Annotated in this window: 12 protein-coding genes; 7 read left to right on the top strand and 5 right to left on the bottom strand. The window is 32.6% G+C overall.

Annotation, left to right across the window (positions count from 1 at the left end; all coding sequences use genetic code 11):
- Positions 1 to 30: 30 nt before the first annotated feature.
- Positions 31 to 663: a response regulator gene (locus ACVC3Y_RS08060; RefSeq protein WP_452226591.1), complete on the top strand. Its 633-nt coding sequence runs from the start codon at positions 31 to 33 to the stop codon at positions 661 to 663.
- Positions 664 to 1,717: 1,054 nt separating this feature from the next.
- Here ACVC3Y_RS08060 and odhB read toward each other — a convergent pair.
- Together odhB and ACVC3Y_RS08050 are read right to left on the bottom strand one after the other, a co-directional pair.
- Entirely contained in the window at positions 1,718 to 2,929 is a 1,212-nt protein-coding gene (gene odhB, locus ACVC3Y_RS08055) for a 2-oxoglutarate dehydrogenase complex dihydrolipoyllysine-residue succinyltransferase (RefSeq protein WP_303422881.1), read from the bottom strand.
- 21 nt (positions 2,930 to 2,950) lie between these two features.
- Positions 2,951 to 5,707 (bottom strand): 2-oxoglutarate dehydrogenase E1 component, encoded by a 2,757-nt coding sequence (locus tag ACVC3Y_RS08050; RefSeq protein WP_303422884.1) that lies wholly within the window; start codon positions 5,705 to 5,707, stop codon positions 2,951 to 2,953.
- Positions 5,708 to 5,823: 116 nt separating this feature from the next.
- Here ACVC3Y_RS08050 and ACVC3Y_RS08045 point away from each other — a divergent pair, with 116 nt between their 5' ends.
- The gene (locus ACVC3Y_RS08045; protein ID WP_452226590.1) at positions 5,824 to 6,369 is read left to right on the top strand and encodes an alpha-ketoglutarate decarboxylase; all 546 of its coding nucleotides are present in this window, start codon (positions 5,824 to 5,826) and stop codon (positions 6,367 to 6,369) included.
- Here ACVC3Y_RS08045 and ACVC3Y_RS08040 read toward each other — a convergent pair.
- Entirely contained in the window at positions 6,366 to 6,716 is a 351-nt protein-coding gene (locus tag ACVC3Y_RS08040; protein WP_303422890.1) for a hypothetical protein, read from the bottom strand. The genes ACVC3Y_RS08045 and ACVC3Y_RS08040 overlap by 4 nt on opposite strands.
- A 78-nt stretch (positions 6,717 to 6,794) precedes the next feature.
- On the bottom strand, positions 6,795 to 7,769 hold the full coding sequence (locus ACVC3Y_RS08035) for a polyprenyl synthetase family protein (protein ID WP_303422893.1): 975 nt from the start codon (positions 7,767 to 7,769) through the stop codon (positions 6,795 to 6,797).
- 123 nt (positions 7,770 to 7,892) lie between these two features.
- Here ACVC3Y_RS08035 and ACVC3Y_RS08030 point away from each other — a divergent pair, with 123 nt between their 5' ends.
- From ACVC3Y_RS08030 to ACVC3Y_RS08015, 4 genes are read left to right on the top strand one after another with little or no spacing between them, the layout of a single operon-like run.
- Positions 7,893 to 8,498, top strand: coding sequence for a TetR/AcrR family transcriptional regulator (locus tag ACVC3Y_RS08030; protein WP_452226589.1), 606 nt, complete (start codon positions 7,893 to 7,895; stop codon positions 8,496 to 8,498).
- 20 nt (positions 8,499 to 8,518) lie between these two features.
- Positions 8,519 to 9,862: a TolC family protein gene (locus tag ACVC3Y_RS08025; protein WP_452226588.1), complete on the top strand. Its 1,344-nt coding sequence runs from the start codon at positions 8,519 to 8,521 to the stop codon at positions 9,860 to 9,862.
- A gap of 22 nt (positions 9,863 to 9,884) precedes the next feature.
- Positions 9,885 to 11,057 carry an efflux RND transporter periplasmic adaptor subunit gene (locus tag ACVC3Y_RS08020; RefSeq protein ID WP_452226587.1) on the top strand — a complete coding sequence of 391 codons (1,173 nt, stop codon included), beginning with the start codon at positions 9,885 to 9,887 and terminating at the stop codon, positions 11,055 to 11,057.
- A gap of 10 nt (positions 11,058 to 11,067) precedes the next feature.
- The gene (locus tag ACVC3Y_RS08015) at positions 11,068 to 14,592 is read left to right on the top strand and encodes an efflux RND transporter permease subunit (RefSeq protein WP_303422907.1); all 3,525 of its coding nucleotides are present in this window, start codon (positions 11,068 to 11,070) and stop codon (positions 14,590 to 14,592) included.
- A 61-nt stretch (positions 14,593 to 14,653) separates the two neighbouring features.
- Here ACVC3Y_RS08015 and ACVC3Y_RS08010 read toward each other — a convergent pair whose 3' ends face one another.
- Positions 14,654 to 17,278, bottom strand: coding sequence for a TonB-dependent receptor (locus tag ACVC3Y_RS08010; RefSeq protein WP_452226586.1), 2,625 nt, complete (start codon positions 17,276 to 17,278; stop codon positions 14,654 to 14,656).
- A gap of 190 nt (positions 17,279 to 17,468) precedes the next feature.
- On the opposite strand from ACVC3Y_RS08010, the gene aspS reads away from it, so the two are divergent.
- The gene (aspS, locus tag ACVC3Y_RS08005) at positions 17,469 to 19,223 is read left to right on the top strand and encodes an aspartate--tRNA ligase (protein WP_303422912.1); all 1,755 of its coding nucleotides are present in this window, start codon (positions 17,469 to 17,471) and stop codon (positions 19,221 to 19,223) included.
- Positions 19,224 to 19,245 lie beyond the last annotated feature (22 nt).

The following is a 19,245-nucleotide window of genomic DNA, read 5'->3' as shown; positions in this document are numbered from 1 at the left end:
GTAATAGCAACTATTACTCCCTCAAAATTAATGAACACTTCTATAATCATAGCAGACGATCATCCATTAATGCTTCGTGGCATTCAAGATTTTTTAGCTTCTAAAGGCTTTAATATATTAGGAAGTGCTCCAGATGGACAAGCAGCTTATAATCTTATTATAAAAGAAAAACCAGATATTGCGCTTTTAGATATTCGAATGCCATATATGACGGGATTAGAAGTTGCAGCAGAATGCAAAAAAAACAATCTAGATACTAAAATCATTTTAATCACTTTTGATAAAGAGGAAGAAATTTTTGATAAAGCAAAAGCACTTGGTATTTACGGTTATATATTAAAAGAGTTTGCTATTGAAGAAATTGAAACATGTATTGCACATGTAGAAATGGATGAACCTTATTTTAGTGAAGAAATTGCAGACTACCTCAACAAATCGGAAACAGTAAATAGTACAAGTGTATTAGAAAACCTTACTAAATCGGAAAGAAAGATTGTATTGCTTATCTCCGAAAACATGACTAGTCAGCAAATAGCTGATAAGCTTTTTATTTCTGTTAGAACAATAGAAAAACATCGCTCTAACATTGTTGCTAAACTAAAACTTGACAATAAACCAACAGCGCTATCTATATGGGCTAATTTAAATAAAGATAAGTTTTAAAAATACGTAGAACTACGTATTTCACATGTCAATAACATAACATACCTTTACACTGCTATTAATTCAGTTCTTAGGGAGAATTGTTAAAGGCTCTAGTTTTTTTAAGCTAGAGCCTTTTATTTTTTATAGCCTATTTTTATTAAAAAATACGTAGAACTACGTATTTTTTATATCGATAACATAACATATCTTTACACTGCTATTAATCGGTTCTTTAGGGAGAATTGTTAAAGGCTCTAGTTTTTTAAGCTAGAGCCTTTTATTTTTTACAGCTCTTTTTATTAAAAAATACGTAGAACTACGTATTTCACATGTCAATAACATAACATACCTTTACACTGCTATTAATCAGTTCTTAGGGAGAATTGTTAAAGGCTCTAGTTTTTTAAGCTAGAGCCTTTTATTTTTTACAGCCTATTTTTATTAAAAAATACGTAGAACTACGTATTTTTTATATCGATAACATAACATATCTTTACTGTATGCTATTAATTAGTTTTTAGGGAAAATTATTTTTGCAAGAAAACTCTACATTATTATAATGTGGAGTTTTCGCTTTTTTAACAAAAGCGAATAATATAAGCTCTCGTATTTAGATACTATAAATTTCCTTTTTTATATCTCTTAACGCATACATCTACTAAACTTAATTTTTACACTTATTTAACCAAAAACGACCTAACCATTACAAAAACAACAGATTAAAGTGTTTTTACTCAAAAAATAAAATCTAAAAAATACGTATATCTACGTATTTCATTTGTGCTTTATCTGTTTTATATTTACAGTGCTATTAATCAATTACTTATAATCACTTTTTAGAATAACATAATCTAAAGAGTTTAAATTAGGAAAAAATGGAAAATACTCTAGAAATGGAAAACAACCTAAATTTCACACACAAACTACTTATTGCTGGTTTAGTTATTTTAGTTATTACAATTATACTAGTTAACATTTATGTAAATTTCTTTTAGTTTTATTTTAGTTAATTAAACAAAAAAAGCGCGATTTTAGGGATATCGCGCTTTTTTATTTATAAACTTTTAAAATGTTACATTTCTAAAGCTTTCTTAATATCGTTATTCATTAACAATTCTACTGGGTTTTCTAGGGCCTCTTTAACAGCCACTAAGAATCCTACAGATTCTTTACCATCAATAATTCTGTGATCATAAGATAATGCCACATACATCATTGGGTGAATTTCTACCTTACCATCTACAGCTATTGGTCTTTGAATAATATTATGCATACCTAAAATCCCACTTTGTGGTGGATTTATAATTGGTGTAGATAACATACTTCCAAAAACACCTCCATTAGTAATAGTAAATGTACCACCTGTCATTTCATCTACAGTAATTTGACCGTCTCTTGCACGAAGGGCTAAACGTTTTACTTCAGATTCAACACCTCTAAAAGATAAGTTTTCTGCATTTCTTATTACTGGAACCATAAGTCCTTTTGGTCCTGATACTGCAATCGAAATATCTACAAAATCGTAGGTTAACATTTCTTTTCCGTCTATCATAGAGTTTACAGCAGGATACATTTGTAATGCTCTTACTACTGCAAGAGAAAAGAAACTCATGAATCCTAAACCTACACCATGCTTTGCTTTAAAGTCTTCTTTATATTGAGTACGTAATTCAAAAATTGGAGTCATATTAACTTCGTTAAACGTAGTTAACATTGCTGTTGTGTTTTTAGCTTCTACTAAACGCTCTGCTACTTTACGTCGAAGCATAGACATTTTACTTCTAGAAGAACCTCTATTTCCACCTGTTGGTGTCCCCATTGAAGGTACTGCTTGTACAGCATCCTCTTTAGTTACTCTACCATCTTTTCCTGTTCCTTTAACAGCAGATGCTTGCATTCCTTTTTCTGCTAGAATCTTTTTTGCTGCAGGACTTGCTGTTCCTGTTGCGTAAGTCTCAGTTTTAGGTGTTTCTGCTTTTGGAGCTTCTGCTTTAGGTGCTTCTACTTTAGCTTCTGTTTTTGGAGCTTCACCTCCTTCTGGTTTAGCTGCACTTGTATCAATTAAACATACCACTGCTCCAACGGCAACAGCATCTCCTTCTTCTGCTTTAAAAGTAATTGTTCCACTAGCTTCAGCAGGGAGTTCTAATGTTGCTTTATCACTATCTACTTCTGCAATAGCTTGGTCTTTTTCTACATAATCACCTTCTTCAACTAACCATGTTGCTATTTCTACTTCTGTAATAGATTCTCCTGGTGAAGGAACTTTCATTTCTAAAATCATGCTCTATAATTTTACTTTATATTATCGTTGATTGTTTTTTGTTTTGTCAAACACGAAATCAATTACTTCTTGATGACGTTTTTTAGATCGTACAGAACTACCAGCTGCTGGTGCTCCATAAGGTCTTCTACTTGCTGCTCTAAAAGTTTTAGCTTCCTCTAAATGCATTAACATATGGCTGTAAGCTCCCATATTTCTTGGTTCTTCTTGTGCCCAAACTATATCGTCTGCATTTGTATATTTACTTAATACTTTTCGAATATCTTCTATTGGTAATGGGAATAATTGCTCTATTCTAACTAATGCAACATCTTCTCTTTCTAATTTTTGTTGCTCTTCTAGTAAATCATAGTAGAACTTTCCGGTTACAAACACTAACGTCTTTACGTTATCTGCTGTTGCTTTTGCATCATCAATTAGCATTTGGAAGCTTCCGTTAGCTATTTCATCAACACTAGAAACAACTAATGGATGACGTAGTAAACTCTTTGGTGTAAACACAATTAGTGGTTTTCTGAAATTTGCTTTCATTTGCTTACGTAACAAATGGTACATATTTGCAGGTGTAGTACAATCTACTACAAACATATTATCTTTAGCACACATTTGAAGATATCGCTCCATACGAGCAGAAGAATGCTCTGCCCCTTGGCCTTCATAACCATGTGGTAATAACATCACTAAACCATTTTGTAATTTCCATTTATCTTCAGCTGCAGTGATATATTGATCTAACATAATTTGCGCTCCATTACTAAAGTCTCCAAATTGCGCTTCCCAAATGGTTAGAGTTTTTGGACTTGCCATAGCATAACCATAATCGAATCCTACAACACCATACTCTGATAATAAGGAGTTAAAAATATAGAAGTTTCCTTGAGTATCACTTATGTTATTATGTAATACAATTTCTTCTTCGCTATCTTCTACTTTTACAACAGCATGTCTGTGTGAAAAGGTTCCTCTTTCTACATCTTGACCAGAAATTCTAACATCGTAACCTTCTTCTAAAAGGGTTCCATATGCTAAATGTTCTGCCATTGCCCAATCTAATCTGTTTTCATCAAACATGGTTTGTCTAGATTCAATAAGGCGAGAAATTTTTCGAATAAACTTTTTATCTTCAGGAAGATTAGAAAGTACTTTCGTTATTTTCGCTAATCCTTCAGCAGCATACGAAGTGTCCACTGGCTGCATCATCCCGTCTTCTTGAGCAGTAGTAAAATCTATCCATTCATTACTCATAAATGGTGTGATTTCTGTTGTTTTAATTTTTCGAGAATCTTCTAATTTCTCTTCTAATGCATTTTTATAATCTTGTTCTAATTTAGAAACATAATTATTATCTATAACTCCTTCAGCTATTAATTTCTCCGCATAAATATCTCTAGGATTTTTATGTTTTGCTATTGCTTTATATAATAAAGGTTGCGTGAACTTTGGTTCATCTCCTTCATTATGTCCATATTTTCTGTATCCTAATAAGTCAATAAAGACATCACGTTTAAATTTCATTCTAAAATGTAGAGCGAATAAAACGGCATGAACTACTGCTTCTGCATCATCTGCATTTACGTGTAATACTGGCGAAAGTGTTACTTTTCCAACATCGGTACAATAGGTACTTGATCTTGCATCTAAATAATTTGTTGTAAAACCTATTTGGTTGTTTACTACTATATGAATGGTTCCGTTTGTTTTGTAACCATCTAATTGTGCCATTTGTACAATTTCATACACTAAACCTTGTCCAGCTATTGCAGCATCACCATGAACTACAATAGGTAGTACTTGCGATGGGTTTTCTGGGTATTTATCGTCTTGTTTGGCTCTTGTTATACCTTCTACTACAGCGCCAACCGTTTCTAAATGCGACGGATTTGGTGCAATGTTTAGATTTATTTTTTTTCCGGTGTCTGTAACTCTATCACTAGTCCAACCTAAGTGATATTTTACATCTCCATCAAATACTTCTTGTTCGTAATCTTTACCATCAAACTCACTAAAGATATCTTTTGCAGATTTACCAAAAATATTAGTAAGTGTACTTAAACGACCACGATGTGCCATTCCCATTACAAATTCTTTTACATCATATTCAGATGCTTTTTCAATAAGTGCATCTAATGCAGGAATTAAAGATTCACCTCCTTCAAGAGAAAAACGTTTTTGTCCAACATATTTAGTATGTAAAAAACTTTCAAACGAAACTGCTTCGTTTAATTTTTTAAGTATGTGCTTTTTTTCTTCAGCAGAAAAACTTGGTTGATTATCATTAAAGTTCAATTTATTTTGAACCCATTGTTTACGTTCAACATTTCTAATGTACATATACTCTACACCTATAGAACTACAATAAATAGCTTCTAAATGTTTACGTATTTCACGAAGTGTTTGCGGGCCTAAATCTAAAATATCTCCAGCATTAAAAACGGTGTCTAGGTCTGCTTGAGACAGGCCAAAGTTTTCAATTTCTAGAGTTGGTGCGTATTTACGTCTTGCCCGAACTGGGTTTGTTGCGGTAAACAAATGACCTCTGGTTCTATAACCATCTATAAGTTTTACTACCTGAAACTCTTTTTGAACATGTTCTGGAATTTGAGTTGAAACACCTTCAACTATTTCTCCATTTGTTCCAAAAGTTTCGGAACCAAAATCGTAACCTTGAAAAAAGGCTCTCCAACTAGGCTCAACGGAGTCTGGGTTTTTTATATATTGGTCGTAAAGATCAGCAAAGTATGCTGTATGTGCTGCGTTTAAAAAGGAATATTTATCCATTATTTTTTTTGAGAGAATCTAGCTTCAACAAAATTTATTCAAAAATACAACTTTTACTAAAATTAGATGTAGTTTTATTATATTTATAACATTCTATTTTAACATTTTATACAATTATGAATATATCTGCTCCTTTCACCAAAAAAATTATTGCTTTTTTAGTCTTTTCTTGTTTTGTTATTATATCTGCAAAAGCACAAGAAAATAATGTAAAACAAAAGAGTGCTTTTTGGCAAAAAGTTCGTGTTGGAGGTGGAATTGGATTAGGTTTTGGTGATGGGTTTTTTAGTGGGACTTTAGCGCCAAGTGCTATTTACCAATTTGACGATCAATTTGCTTTAGGTATAACTCTTAATGCTACGTATAACAAACGTAAAAATGCTTACAAATCAACTATTTTAGGTGGTGGTATTATTGGTTTGTATAATCCTATTCCAGAAATACAACTCTCTGGAGAGTTCGAGCAGTTACACGTAAATAGGGATTTTGATTCTAGCTATGTTAGTAATTTAGATGAAACATATTGGTCACCCGCATTATTCTTAGGTGCTGGTTACAGGTCTCAAAACTTTACTATTGGTATAAGATACGATGTGTTATATGATGACGACAAAAGTGTATATGGTAGTGCCTGGATTCCTTTTGTTAGAGTTTATTTTTAAGAATACTTATTTTTAAACCATACTTTTTGCCATTCGCGTTTTAAAATTAAAAACGAAACATCTTCGGCTAACTGAACCGTATCGTCTCCGTTTAATTCTTTAACTTGTTTTTCTGGCACATCTATTATGTAAAGAAGATTTAAATACTCTGCAAACTTTTCTTGTATGAGTTTATAAACCGTTTCATGAAGTAACAGCTTTAAACTTGTAGGTAAAATTTCTTCGTCAAAATCTAAATCAATGTTAGCAAACAAAAAATCTTTATTAAGTTGTTTTATTAATTTTTTATAAAGCTGAAGACTATTTGCCTCTTCAATTAAATCGTTAAAAGTTATAGGTGAATTCATTTTTATTCTTCCAGCAAATGCAGAAATCTATTTAAATTTAGTTTTTATACTACTTTACCTTATTTCAAAGAAATAGCATTATACGGTTCTGTTCATTAATTGTTTACCAAACTGTTTTAATGCTGTTTTATTTTCTTCTGAAATCTGTAAAGTTTCTAAAACAAGAAATGCTTTATTTGTATATGTTTCAATAGCTCGCTTTGTTGCTTCGGCAGAACCACTAGTAATAAAAACTTCTTTTGTAGCTTCAATTTTATCAGAAGCATCTGTAGGGTTTATACTAAATAAATGTTGTAATTGAAGCTGGTCTGCTTCCGAAGAAAACTCCAAAGCTTTTAAATATAAATACGTTTTTTTGTTTTCAATAATATCACCACCAACCTGTTTACCAAAGGTTTCTGGATCTCCAAATACGTCTAAATAATCATCTTGCAATTGAAAAGCAATTCCTAGATTCTTTCCAAATTGATAAATTGTATTTTGATCTTCCTTTGTTGCTCCTGCAATAATTGCTCCCATTTGCATAGCTGCACCAACCAAAACTGCAGTTTTGTATTCTATCATTTTTAAATACTCGGTAATTGTAACATCCTCACGTGTTTCAAAATCAACATCATATTGTTGGCCTTCACAAACTTCTAATGCTGTTTTGCTAAATAATTTAGCTAACGCTTGAAAGGTTTCTGGATTATAATTTTCAAAAAGTTGATATGCTAAAATAAGCATCGCATCACCAGAAAGAATACCTGTGTTTATATTCCATTTTTCATGAACTGTTTCTTGTCCTCTTCGCAAAGGTGCATCGTCCATAATGTCATCATGCACAAGCGAGAAATTATGAAATACCTCTATACTTAAAGCTGCATCTAAAGCTTTTTTATAATCCGTATTAAAAATCTCTGCTGTCATTAAAGTTAAAACAGGACGTAATCTTTTACCTCCTATATTTAATATATAATGTATCGGATCATATAATGTTTCTGGCTCTCTCTTGGAAACAAATTTCTCTAAATAGGAAACAAATGCTTCTTGGTAAAATAGAATGTTTTGCATCCTGCAAAAATAAGGGATTTATAAAATAATAAAGCGATTCTTTAAGTAAAAGTTAAAAAATGATTAAAACTTTGGAAACTTTTTTTGTACTTAAAGTTTCCTGTACTATCTTTGCATCAAATTATGAGAGAAAAAATTATACATAAATCGGCCGAATTATTCTTAACCTTAGGTTTTAAGAGTGTCACTATGGACGATATAGCGAATGCTTTAGGCATATCCAAAAAAACTATATATCAACATTTTGAGAATAAAACCAAATTAATAGAAGCTACTACATTAAATGTTTTTGAAAACATTTGTGGCGGAATAGATTGTATTTGTAATGATTCGCAGAACCCAATTGAAGAATTGTACGACATTAAAATGTTTGTGATGAATTATTTAAAAAATGAAAAAACATCACCACAATATCAATTGAAGAAATACTATCCGCAAATTTATCAAAGTTTACAGATGAAACAATTTGAAAAAATGCATGAATCGGTTAAAGATAGTATTCAAAAAGGAGTAGACACCCATTTATTCAGAAAAAATATAGATGTTGATTTTATTTCAAGAATGTACTTTAATGGAATGTCGGGAATTAAAGATGAAAGTATTTTTCCTTCCAATAAATTCACCATGGAATATCTAATGGAAAGCTACCTAGAATACCATTTAAGAGCAATTTGTAGCGAAAAAGGGCTACAAACTTTAAACAAATTTATAAACAACAATCAATCATAAATCAATCATAAATCAATCTAATGAAAAAAAGTATCACACTGCTATTCTTTGTAATTACCTCTGTAGTTTTTTCGCAAGAAAGCACTTCGAGTTTTAGCTTACAAGAAGCAATAAACTATGCTTTAAAAAACAACAGGACTGCAAAAAATGCAGCACGAGATATTAAAGCAGCAGAATTACAAAAATGGGAAACCACTGCAACTGGTTTACCTCAAATAAATGCAACGGTAGATTACCAAAACTGGTTAAAACAACAAGTTACATTACTTCCTGCTGAGCTAACTGGAGGAACACCAGGGACATTTATACCTGTTAATTTTAGCACAAAACAAAGCACAACTGCAACTGCCACTTTAACACAAAAATTATTTGACGGCTCCTATCTAGTAGGATTACAGTCTGCTAAAGTATTTCTAGAAATATCTAAAAATGCAAAAGAGAAAACAGATTTAGAGGTGCGCAAAGCTGTTATTAATGCTTATGGCAATGTTTTACTTGCAGAAGAAAGTCTGGCGGTTTTAAACAGAAATATTAGTGTTTTAGAAAAAAATATTTTCGAAACCACAAAAATTTATGAGAATGGCTTAGAAGAAGAAGAAAGTGTAGAACAATTACAAATTACTCTTTCTGGAATAAAAAGCCAATTAAAAAATACTGAGAGGCTAAAAAAACTAGCATACCAAATGTTTAATATAACACTAGGTCTAGACTTAAGCATCAACTCTAAATTAACAGATAGTTTAAGTGGCTTGGCTAATTATAATTCGGCATTACACCTATTAAATGCTGAAGAAAATGTAGAAAACACTATAGATTTCAAAATAGCTGAAAATGATAAAGTAGCAAAAGAACTATTACTTAAACTTGAAAAAAGCAAAGCATTACCAACATTAAATGCTTTTATAAATGGAGGGTATTCTGCTTATAACGAAACATTTCATTTTGCAAATAGCAATCAAAAATGGTTTGGCTCTTCTATGTTTGGTATGAGTTTAAATATACCAATATTTAGCTCAGGAATGCGTAGTGCATCTACCCAAAGAGCAAAAGTAAATCTCGAAAAAGCGGAAGAGGATTTAACAGAAACCCAACAACAATTAAAACTACAAATAGCAGCTGCCAAAAGCGATTACCAGTTTGCTATGGAAGATTACGAAAACAAAAAACAAAACTTAAATCTTGCAGAGCGTATCGAACAAAAAAATCAAACTAAATTTTTTGAAGGCATCGCATCTAGTTTCGATTTACGTCAAGCACAAACACAGTTATACGCAGCACAGCAAGAATTATTACAAGCAATGCTAGATGTTATTAATACCAAAGCAGAACTTGAAACTGCTTTAAACGAAATACCTAAAAACTAAAACAACCAGAAACCATTTTAAAATGAAAAACATATATCCAATAATACTTGCAGCATTCCTTTTAGCTTCCTGTGGTGGTGAAAAGAAAAAAAATACTATTGAAAAAGTTCTAGAAAGCAATAACCTAGAAACCATTAGAATAAAACGTGGAGAAATCGTTGCACAACAACAAGAAATTGCAGAACAACTAAAGCAATTAGATTCAAAAATCGCAAAATTAGACACCACTAAAAAAGTACCATTAATAACGACTTTTAAAGCTAAACAAACTATTTTTAATCACTTTTTAGAATTACAAGGAAGTGTAAGTACTAAAAACAACCTATTAATTTTTCCAGAATACTCTGGTATTCTTACTCGTGTATACGTAAAAGAAGGACAAAAAGTTTCTAAAGGTCAAATTTTAGCCAAAATTGATGATGGGGGCATGAGTCAGCAATTAGCACAAGTGCAAATTCAAGCAAACCTTGCTAAAACTACTTTTGAACGTCAAGAACGTTTATGGAACCAAAAAATTGGAAGTGAAATTCAATACCTACAAGCAAAATCTAGTTACGAAGCTCAAGAACAAGCAGTAAACCAAATACAACAACAAATTAAAAAAACGGTAGTTAAAGCACCGTTCACAGGAACTATTGATGATGTTATTACAGACCAAGGAAGTGTAGTTGCTGCAGGACAATCGCAATTGATGCGTATAGTAAATTTAGACAATATGTATATTGAGACAGATGTGCCAGAGCGATATATCTCTAATGTAACTGTAAATAAAAATGTAGAAGTAGAATTTCCAATTTTAGGAAAAACTTTAGACGCTAAAATAAGACAGGCTGGCAATTTCATCAATCCTGCAAATAGAACCTTTAAGGTAGAAGTTGCTGTTCCTAATAAAGACAAAACCATTAAACCTAACTTAACAGCAAAACTTAAAATTAACGACTATACAAATAAAGAAGCTCTGTTAATTCCGCAAAGTATTATTTCGGAAAATGCAGAAGGAAAACAATACATTTATGTAGTAAAAGATAAAAATGAAAACGAAGAAGGAGTTGCCGAACGTGTAATTATTGAAACAGGAAAAACACAAGGTGATGTAATTGAAGTTTTAAAAGGTATTAATGATGGTGCTGAAATTATTCAAGAAGGAGCACGTAGTGTGAAAAACGGACAAACCGTTAAAGTAATCAACCAGTAATTTAGACCTCATGATTAAAAAGAAAAAAAACAACCAAGTCGATAAAGAATTCGGATTATCCTCTTGGGCAATTAACAACAAAACTACCATGTATGTAGTTATGGCAGTTATCTTTTATTTAGGTGTTTCTGCTTTTTTTGAAATGCCGCGTGAAAGTTTCCCAGAAATTAAAGAAACTAAAATTTACATAAGCACACCATTTTTTGGTAATACTGCCGAAGACATCGAGAAACTAATAACAGATCCACTAGAAGAAAAACTTAAAACCGTTAGTAATGTTGTAGAAATCACCTCAACATCACAAGAAGATTATTCTATGGTAATTGTCGAGTTTGATGAGCATCTGGAAGTTGAAGAAGCCAAGCAAAAAGTAAAAGATGAAATAGAAGGAGAAACCTCTAGTGAAGATTGGCCAACTTTTAATGGAGCAAAAGTTGAACCTAATGTTTTTGCATTGAGCATGAGTGAAGAAATGCCAATACTTAACATTAACATTTCTGGAGATTACACTGTTGGAAAATTAAAAGAATTTGGTGAATACCTCCAAGATGAAATTGAAAGCCTTCGAGAAATTAAACAAGTAGACATTCGCGGTGTACAAGACAAAGAAGTAGAAGTTGCAGTAGATATTTACAAAATGCAAGCTGCAAAAGTTAGCTTTAACGATATAATTAACACTATTAATGGCGGGAATTCTACCATGTCTGCTGGTAATTTAATAACTAGCGGTCAACGACGTACCATTCGTATTTTAGGTGAAATAGAAAAGCCTTCCGAATTAGAAAACTTTGTAGTAAAAGCAGAAAACGGAAACCCTATATACTTAAAAGATGTAGCTGATGTTTCCTTTAAAGAAAAAGACATTACAACATTTGCTAGACAATATGGAGAGCAGGTTGTAATGTTAGATGTCAAAAAACGCGCTGGATCTAACATGGTTGCTGCTGCCGAGCAAATACAAGTTATGGTACAGGATGCAATAGACAATGTTTTTCCTCCAGATTTAGAAGTAACCATTGCTAACGATCAATCTTCTGTAACGATTGCTGCTGTTGACGATTTAGTAAACAACATCCTTTTTGGTGTTATACTAGTAGTTACTGTGTTAATGTTCTTTTTAGGGTTTAAAAATGCCATATTTGTAGGCTTTGCAATACCAATGTCTATGTTTATGTCGCTCATGATATTAAACATGTTAGGCTATACTTTAAATACAATGATACTCTTTGGTTTAATTATGGGCTTAGGGATGTTAGTAGATAATGGAATTGTGGTTGTAGAAAATGTGTATCGCCTTATGGACGAAGAAGGCATGAACAGAATAGATGCTGCAAAAAAAGGGATTGGTGAAATTGCTTTTCCAATAATTATCTCTACAGCAACAACAGTTGCAGCATTTATACCGTTAGGTTTATGGCCAGGGGTAATGGGAGAGTTTATGAAACTTTTACCTATTACTTTAGCTATTGTTTTAAGTTCTTCATTAATAGTAGCTATCTTTTTCAACTCGGTTTTAGTCTCTAACTTTATGAGTACCGAAGATGAAAATATGCCATTAAAACAAATTATTATAGTAACAACTATTATGGCAATTCTTGGGGTATTAATATACCTAGTTGGCGGTACTAATAGAGCATTAGGGTCATTAATGATTTTTACTGCTATCATGCTTTGGGCGTATAGACTCTTTTTACGCAAATGGGCAAATGCTTTTCAAACCAAAGTACTACCACGTTTAGAAAATTGGTACGAACGTCAATTACGTAAAGCGTTATCTAAATCTAGACCTTACTGGCTAATAGGTGGAACCTTTCTATTGTTAATTATTTCTTTTATTGCTTTTGGAGCTTCATTGGCTTCACAACGTACTAAAGTAGAATTCTTTCCTGACAATAAGCCTAATCAAATTATTGTTTATATAGAGTATCCGCAAGGAACAGATATCGAAAAAACGAATACAATTACTAAAGAAATTGAAAAGAAAGTATATGTTGTATTAAACGAATCGCAATACACAGATGGCGACTACAATTTTATGGTAGAAAGTGCTGTTTCGCAAGTTGGAGAAGGAGCAGGTAATCCAACTGTAGACGCAGGTTCTGGAGGCGAATTACCACACAAAGGAAAAATTACTGCTTCTATGCGTGAATATAAATACAGACGTGGTGAAGACAGTGAATTATTACGCCAGAAAGTACAAGCGGCATTGGTTGGCATTTATCCAGGAGTTTTAATTTCGGTAGAAAAAGATGCTAACGGACCACCAGCAGGAGCTCCAATTAACATTGAAATTGAAGGTAATGATTATAGTGAGTTAATTGTTACTGCAGAAAGAATGAGAGATTTTATTAACTCAAAGAATATTCCTGGAGTAGATGAAATTAAGATTGATGTAAACAAAGACAAACCTGGAATGCAGGTTGTTGTAGACCGTAAAAAAGCTGGGGAGTTAGGTATTAATACATCACAAGTTGGTCAACAAATTCGTAATTCTATCTTTGGAGCTAAAGCAGGAATCTATAAAGAAGACGGTGAAGATTATGATATTTATGTTCGTTTTAATAAGGCCAACAGGTACAATCCTAATGCTGTTTTTAATCAAAAAATAACGTTTAGAGATAATACTGGTAATTTAAAAGAGGTTCCTGTTTCTGCAATTGCAGAACACAGTAACAATTCTGGGTTTAGTGCAATTAAACACAAAGATGTAAAACGTGTGGTAACTGTATACTCTCAATTATCTCCAGGGTTTACAGATGCAGGAGCAATTGTTGCTCAAGTACAAAACGAAATGAAAGCTTTTGAAAATATGCCTAAAAACATCAAAATAGATTATACTGGTCAAATTGAAGAGCAAAACAAGCAAATGGCTTTTTTAATGGGAGCTTTACTGACTGGTTTGGGATTAATTTTCTTCATACTAATCTTTCAATTCAACTCAATATCTAAACCTACTATTATCATGATTTCTATTCTATTAAGTTTAATAGGTGTATTTGGTGGTATGGTAATTACAGGGTCTTCTTTTGTAATTATGATGACTATGATGGGGATTATCTCATTAGCAGGAATTGTTGTAAACAACGGTGTAGTACTTCTAGATTATGCCCAACTTTTAATAGATAGAAAGAAAAACGACTTAGGTTTAGAACAAACGGACTACCTAGAAACTAACGATTTATTTGAAGCAATTGTTAAAGCAGGTAAAGCACGTTTAAGACCAGTTTTATTAACAGCCATCACCACTATTCTTGGTTTAATTCCATTAGCAATTGGCTTTAATATTAACTTCTTTACCTTATTTGCAGATTTTGACCCAAAAATATATATGGGCGGAGACAACGTTGTGTTTTGGGGGCCATTAGCATGGACCGTAATTTACGGTTTAATAATTGCAACATTTTTAACTTTAATTGCAGTGCCAATTTTATTCTTCTTAATTATGAAGTTTAAAATGTGGTTAAGAAAGAAAACAACTTCAAAAGATATAATGAATTCAGAAGTTTTAATTGCAAACAAGCATATAGAAGAATAAATTATAGAATAAAAAATCCGAAGCAAATGCTTCGGATTTTTTATTAAAACAACTTTCATGATTAAAATTTAAAATTCAACCCTCCACTAATAGTTGTTCCGTTAGTACCAAATTGATTTACTTCCCAAGGATACTTAAACCTTCCTCCAAGATCAGTAACAACATCTCCTCCTGTTTCAATTTCATCAGGATAAACATCTAATAAATTATTTACAGATAAAGATGCAGAAAGGCGATCACTAAATTCATAACCAAAAATTAAATCGGTAATAATTTTTCCACCAAATGTTTGGTCATTGTTTGCATCTGTTGCATGTTGCCAAGTCACTTCACCAAAATAAGTGTTATTTAATGCGAAACTCCATTTGTTTAACTCATAATCTAGGCCTAATAAAATTTTAGTTTTTGGTCTAGAAGATGTTATTCTAGATTGTTCCTTTCTATTAAAAATATCATAACCGTTATCTTCAAGCAAAGTAGGTGTATCAATCTTTCCATCAATATCTGTATTGTTAAAGTTTGCAGCCAAGGTTGCCGACAACTTACCATTTCCTAACTCTATGTTTCTGTAATTTGCAACTAAATCTAAACCTGTAGTATTAGTAGTAACAGCGTTAACAAAGAATTTTAAACTTGTAATAGAATTATCTACTAGAATCTGTTCTACGGGATTCGTACTTGTATCATCGGCATCAAAACCGATTTCATTGGTAAACAAAACGCGGTTATCTACTTTTACATTATAGAAATCTAAGGATAATGATAAGTTGTTAACTGGTTTAAAGGTGATTCCTGCAGAAATATTTTTTGAAGTTTCTGCTGTTAATTGAGGCACTCCTAAACCGTCTCTAATTATTGGGTCTACATTATTAAATGTACCTTGGTTTGAAATTGTCCCTCCAGATACAAGTGTCTGCACATTACTTAAATATATTTGATGTAATGAAGGCGCTCTAAAACCTGTACTATACGACGCTCTAATTGCCCCTTTATCCCCTAAAGAATAACGCCCATTAACTTTCCATGACGTATTGTCTCCAAAGTCGCTAAAATCCTCATAACGAACTGCACCACCTATTAAAATTTTTTCAGTCGGCTCCCAATCTAAAGCTCCATAAACACCATAATTATCCCTTTTTGCTTCTACAGCATTACTAGGTTGCAATCCAGGAAAAGACTGTGCTCCTCCAGATCCAGAAGGATTGAAATAAGATGCTGGATCTCCAGCTTCAGCAGTAAAGCGTTCTCCTTTTATTTCAGCACCAAAAGAAACCACAAAAGATCCAAGCTCTCTACTTAAATCTAGATTAGCAAGCGTGTTACTAAAAGTATAAGCTCCTACATCAAAACTTGTTTGGCTATTTGCTCCTAAATCTATATTTAATGTATTATTCACCTCATAGTCTACTGCATTTCTTCCATACGTACCACTTAAATCTACTTTAAAACCTAATACGTCCCATTTAACACCTGCAGTCATATTATTATCCCTAACATCTGTTTCAAATGTTGGTTGAAAACCTTGATATTCTGTTCCTGCTTCATGTAATAGATTGTGTGGATCTGTAACCCAGTATGGTGTGCGATATAAAGCAAAACTCTTTCCTGTTCTATAGGTTAATCCGCCAAAGGTGTAAAACTCAGCTCCTTTATCTCCAATTGGCACCCCTGCATTTACAAAAATATCCATTATTTTCATTTCTGGTTGACCAATAGTCATACCTAAATCCGGATTATCTGCTAACCAAGCTCCAAAAGTTGGGTCATCTGCTGCTACACCAAACAAATCATCTTTACCAGGTTCCCCTGCTCTATTAGTCTCTTCTTGTTGGTAATAGCCAACTGTGAAATTTAAATAACTACCTTCCTTACCTAGATTCAAAGATGTATTTAAATCTACACCAAAATTAAATCCATCTCCTTCTGTAGTAACTCCTGCTTTAGCACTTACTGAAGTGAATTCAACATCCTTTTTCAAGACCATGTTTATTACTCCTGCAATAGCATCAGAACCATATTGAGCAGATGCTCCATCTCTTAAAACTTCAATCCGTTCAATAGCAGCTGCTGGTATACTTTTTAAATCTACTCCAACTTCACCTTTACCTGGTGTATCATTAATATACACTAATGCACTTTGATTTTTACGTTTCCCGTTTACTAAAACCAATGTCCTACTTGGGCCTAATCCTCTCAAATCTGCAGGATCAAAATGAGCTGTTCCATCTGAAATAGCTTGAGTAGTAGAATTAAAAGATGGTACTTTATACGTTAACATTTTATCTACAGTAGGTTGACCAGTATTCTTCAACTCTGCAACACCAATATTATCAATTGGAACAGGTGAATCTAAAATAGATCTAGGTTTCGCTCTATTACCTACTAGTATTACTTCATCTAATGCAACACCAGATTGTAAAGTAATATTTAAAACACTACCACTAACAGTAGCCTCTTGTGACTCATAGCCAACATAAGAATATAATAAAACATCTCCATTACTGGCTTCTATGGAATAATTACCATCAAAATCTGTGGTTGTTCCATTTGTGGTTCCTTTTACAACAACAGAAACTCCTGGTATTGGACCTGAATCATCAGAAACATTTCCCGAAACCTGTTGTGCATTAATAAAACTTGATGTTCCTAACAATAGAAACAACAACATAAAGTAGCTTTTTACCATAATTTATAATTTTATTTATTTAAACAAAAAAACAACAAAATTATCAAATATGTAAATTTTTAAATGTTTTTATGAAAATATAATAATAAAAAGCCCGCAAAAATAAACATACCACCTTTTTGAATTAGTTTACATAATACCAATTATAGTCAAAATATAAATGTTAAATTTGCACTTCAAATAAAATTTTATGTACAGAAGTCATAATTGTGGTGAGTTAAATGCATCACATATAAACACAGAGGTAACACTAGCAGGCTGGGTTCAAAAGTCTAGAGATAAAGGATTTATTGTCTGGGTAGATTTGCGGGATAGATATGGAATAACACAATTGGTGTTTGATGAAGAAAGAACTTCAAAAACAATGATGGAACAAGCGCAAAAATTAGGCCGTGAATTTGTTATACAAGTTAAAGGAACCGTTATTGAGCGTGCATCTAAAAACCCTAAAATGCCTACAGGAAATATTGAAATTCTTGTTTCTGAATTAAACATTTTAAACGAAGCATTAGTTCCTCCTTTCACTATTGAAGACACAACAGATGGTGGTGAAGAATTGCGTATGAAATATCGCTATTTAGATATAAGACGTAATCCTGTAAAAAACAATCTGATTTTTAGAGCAAAAGTTACACAAGCAGTTAGAAATTATTTGTCTAATGAAGGATTTATAGAAGTAGAAACCCCTTACTTAATAAAATCTACTCCAGAAGGCGCTCGTGATTTTGTGGTTCCAAGCAGAATGAACGAAGGGCAATTTTACGCATTACCGCAATCGCCACAAACTTTTAAGCAATTGCTAATGGTTGGTGGAATGGATAAGTATTTTCAAATTGTAAAGTGCTTTAGAGACGAAGATTTACGCGCAGACAGACAGCCAGAATTTACTCAGATAGACTGTGAAATGGCTTTTATTGAACAAGAAGATATTTTAAATGCTTTTGAAGGGTTAACACGTCATTTATTAAAAGAAGTAAATGGAGTAGAGATTGAAAAATTCCCAAGAATGCTTTATGATGATGCCATGCGTTTGTACGGAAACGATAAACCTGACATTAGATTTGGAATGGAATTTGGAGAACTTAATGCCGCAACACAACACAAAGATTTTGGCGTTTTTAATAATGCAGAATTAGTTGTAGGTATTGCTGTTCCTGGCGGAAATGTATACACAAGAAAAGAAATAGATAAATTAATCGACTGGGTAAAACGCCCACAAGTTGGTGCTTTAGGAATGGTTTATTGCCGTGTTAATGACGATGGAACTTTCAAATCTTCTGTAGATAAATTTTACAACCAAGAAGATTTAGCAAAATGGGCTGAAGTTACAGGTGCAAAACCTGGAGATTTAATTTGTATCTTATCTGGAGAAACAAATAAAGTAAGAGCACAACTAAGTGCATTACGCATGGAGCTTGCAGAACGCTTAGGTTTACGTGACCCTAAAGTATTTGCTCCACTTTGGGTAATGGATTTTCCTTTATTAGAATTAGATGAAGAAACTGGGCATTATCATGCTATGCACCATCCTTTTACTTCACCTAAACCAGGACAAATAGAATTATTAGACACCAATCCCGGAGAGGTAAAAGCAAATGCTTACGATTTGGTTTTAAACGGAAATGAAATTGGTGGAGGATCTATTAGAATTCACGATAAAAAGACGCAAGCTATCATGTTAAAACATTTAGGTTTTAGCGAAGAAGAAGCAAAAGCGCAGTTTGGATTCTTAATGGATGCCTTTGAGTATGGTGCACCTCCACATGGCGGACTTGCTTTTGGACTTGATAGATTAGTTTCTATTTTAGGCGGGCAAGAAACTATTAGAGATTTTATTGCTTTTCCAAAAAACAATTCTGGACGTGATGTCATGATAGATGCTCCTGCTCCCATTGATGATGAACAACTAACAGAACTAAGTTTAAAATTAAACTTAAAATCATAAATAAAAAATCCTGCAAATTGCA

The organism is Lacinutrix cladophorae, from assembly GCF_053604645.1.
This window is presented reverse-complemented; position numbering and strand designations above follow the sequence as displayed.

Excerpts from the sequence above, each read along its gene's own strand:
- ACVC3Y_RS08010 (WP_452226586.1), bottom strand. The coding sequence starts at position 17,278 with ATGGTAAAAAGCTACTTTATGTTGTTGTTTCTATTGTTAGGAACATCA.
- ACVC3Y_RS08045 (WP_452226590.1), top strand. The coding sequence starts at position 5,824 with ATGAATATATCTGCTCCTTTCACCAAAAAAATTATTGCTTTTTTAGTC.
- ACVC3Y_RS08015 (WP_303422907.1), top strand. The coding sequence starts at position 11,068 with ATGATTAAAAAGAAAAAAAACAACCAAGTCGATAAAGAATTCGGATTA.
- ACVC3Y_RS08060 (WP_452226591.1), top strand. The coding sequence starts at position 31 with ATGAACACTTCTATAATCATAGCAGACGATCATCCATTAATGCTTCGT.
- ACVC3Y_RS08040 (WP_303422890.1), bottom strand. The coding sequence starts at position 6,716 with ATGAATTCACCTATAACTTTTAACGATTTAATTGAAGAGGCAAATAGT.
- ACVC3Y_RS08025 (WP_452226588.1), top strand. The coding sequence starts at position 8,519 with ATGAAAAAAAGTATCACACTGCTATTCTTTGTAATTACCTCTGTAGTT.
- ACVC3Y_RS08020 (WP_452226587.1), top strand. The coding sequence starts at position 9,885 with ATGAAAAACATATATCCAATAATACTTGCAGCATTCCTTTTAGCTTCC.
- ACVC3Y_RS08050 (WP_303422884.1), bottom strand. The coding sequence starts at position 5,707 with ATGGATAAATATTCCTTTTTAAACGCAGCACATACAGCATACTTTGCT.
- ACVC3Y_RS08030 (WP_452226589.1), top strand. The coding sequence starts at position 7,893 with ATGAGAGAAAAAATTATACATAAATCGGCCGAATTATTCTTAACCTTA.
- ACVC3Y_RS08035 (WP_303422893.1), bottom strand. The coding sequence starts at position 7,769 with ATGCAAAACATTCTATTTTACCAAGAAGCATTTGTTTCCTATTTAGAG.
- odhB (WP_303422881.1), bottom strand. The coding sequence starts at position 2,929 with ATGATTTTAGAAATGAAAGTTCCTTCACCAGGAGAATCTATTACAGAA.
- aspS (WP_303422912.1), top strand. The coding sequence starts at position 17,469 with ATGTACAGAAGTCATAATTGTGGTGAGTTAAATGCATCACATATAAAC.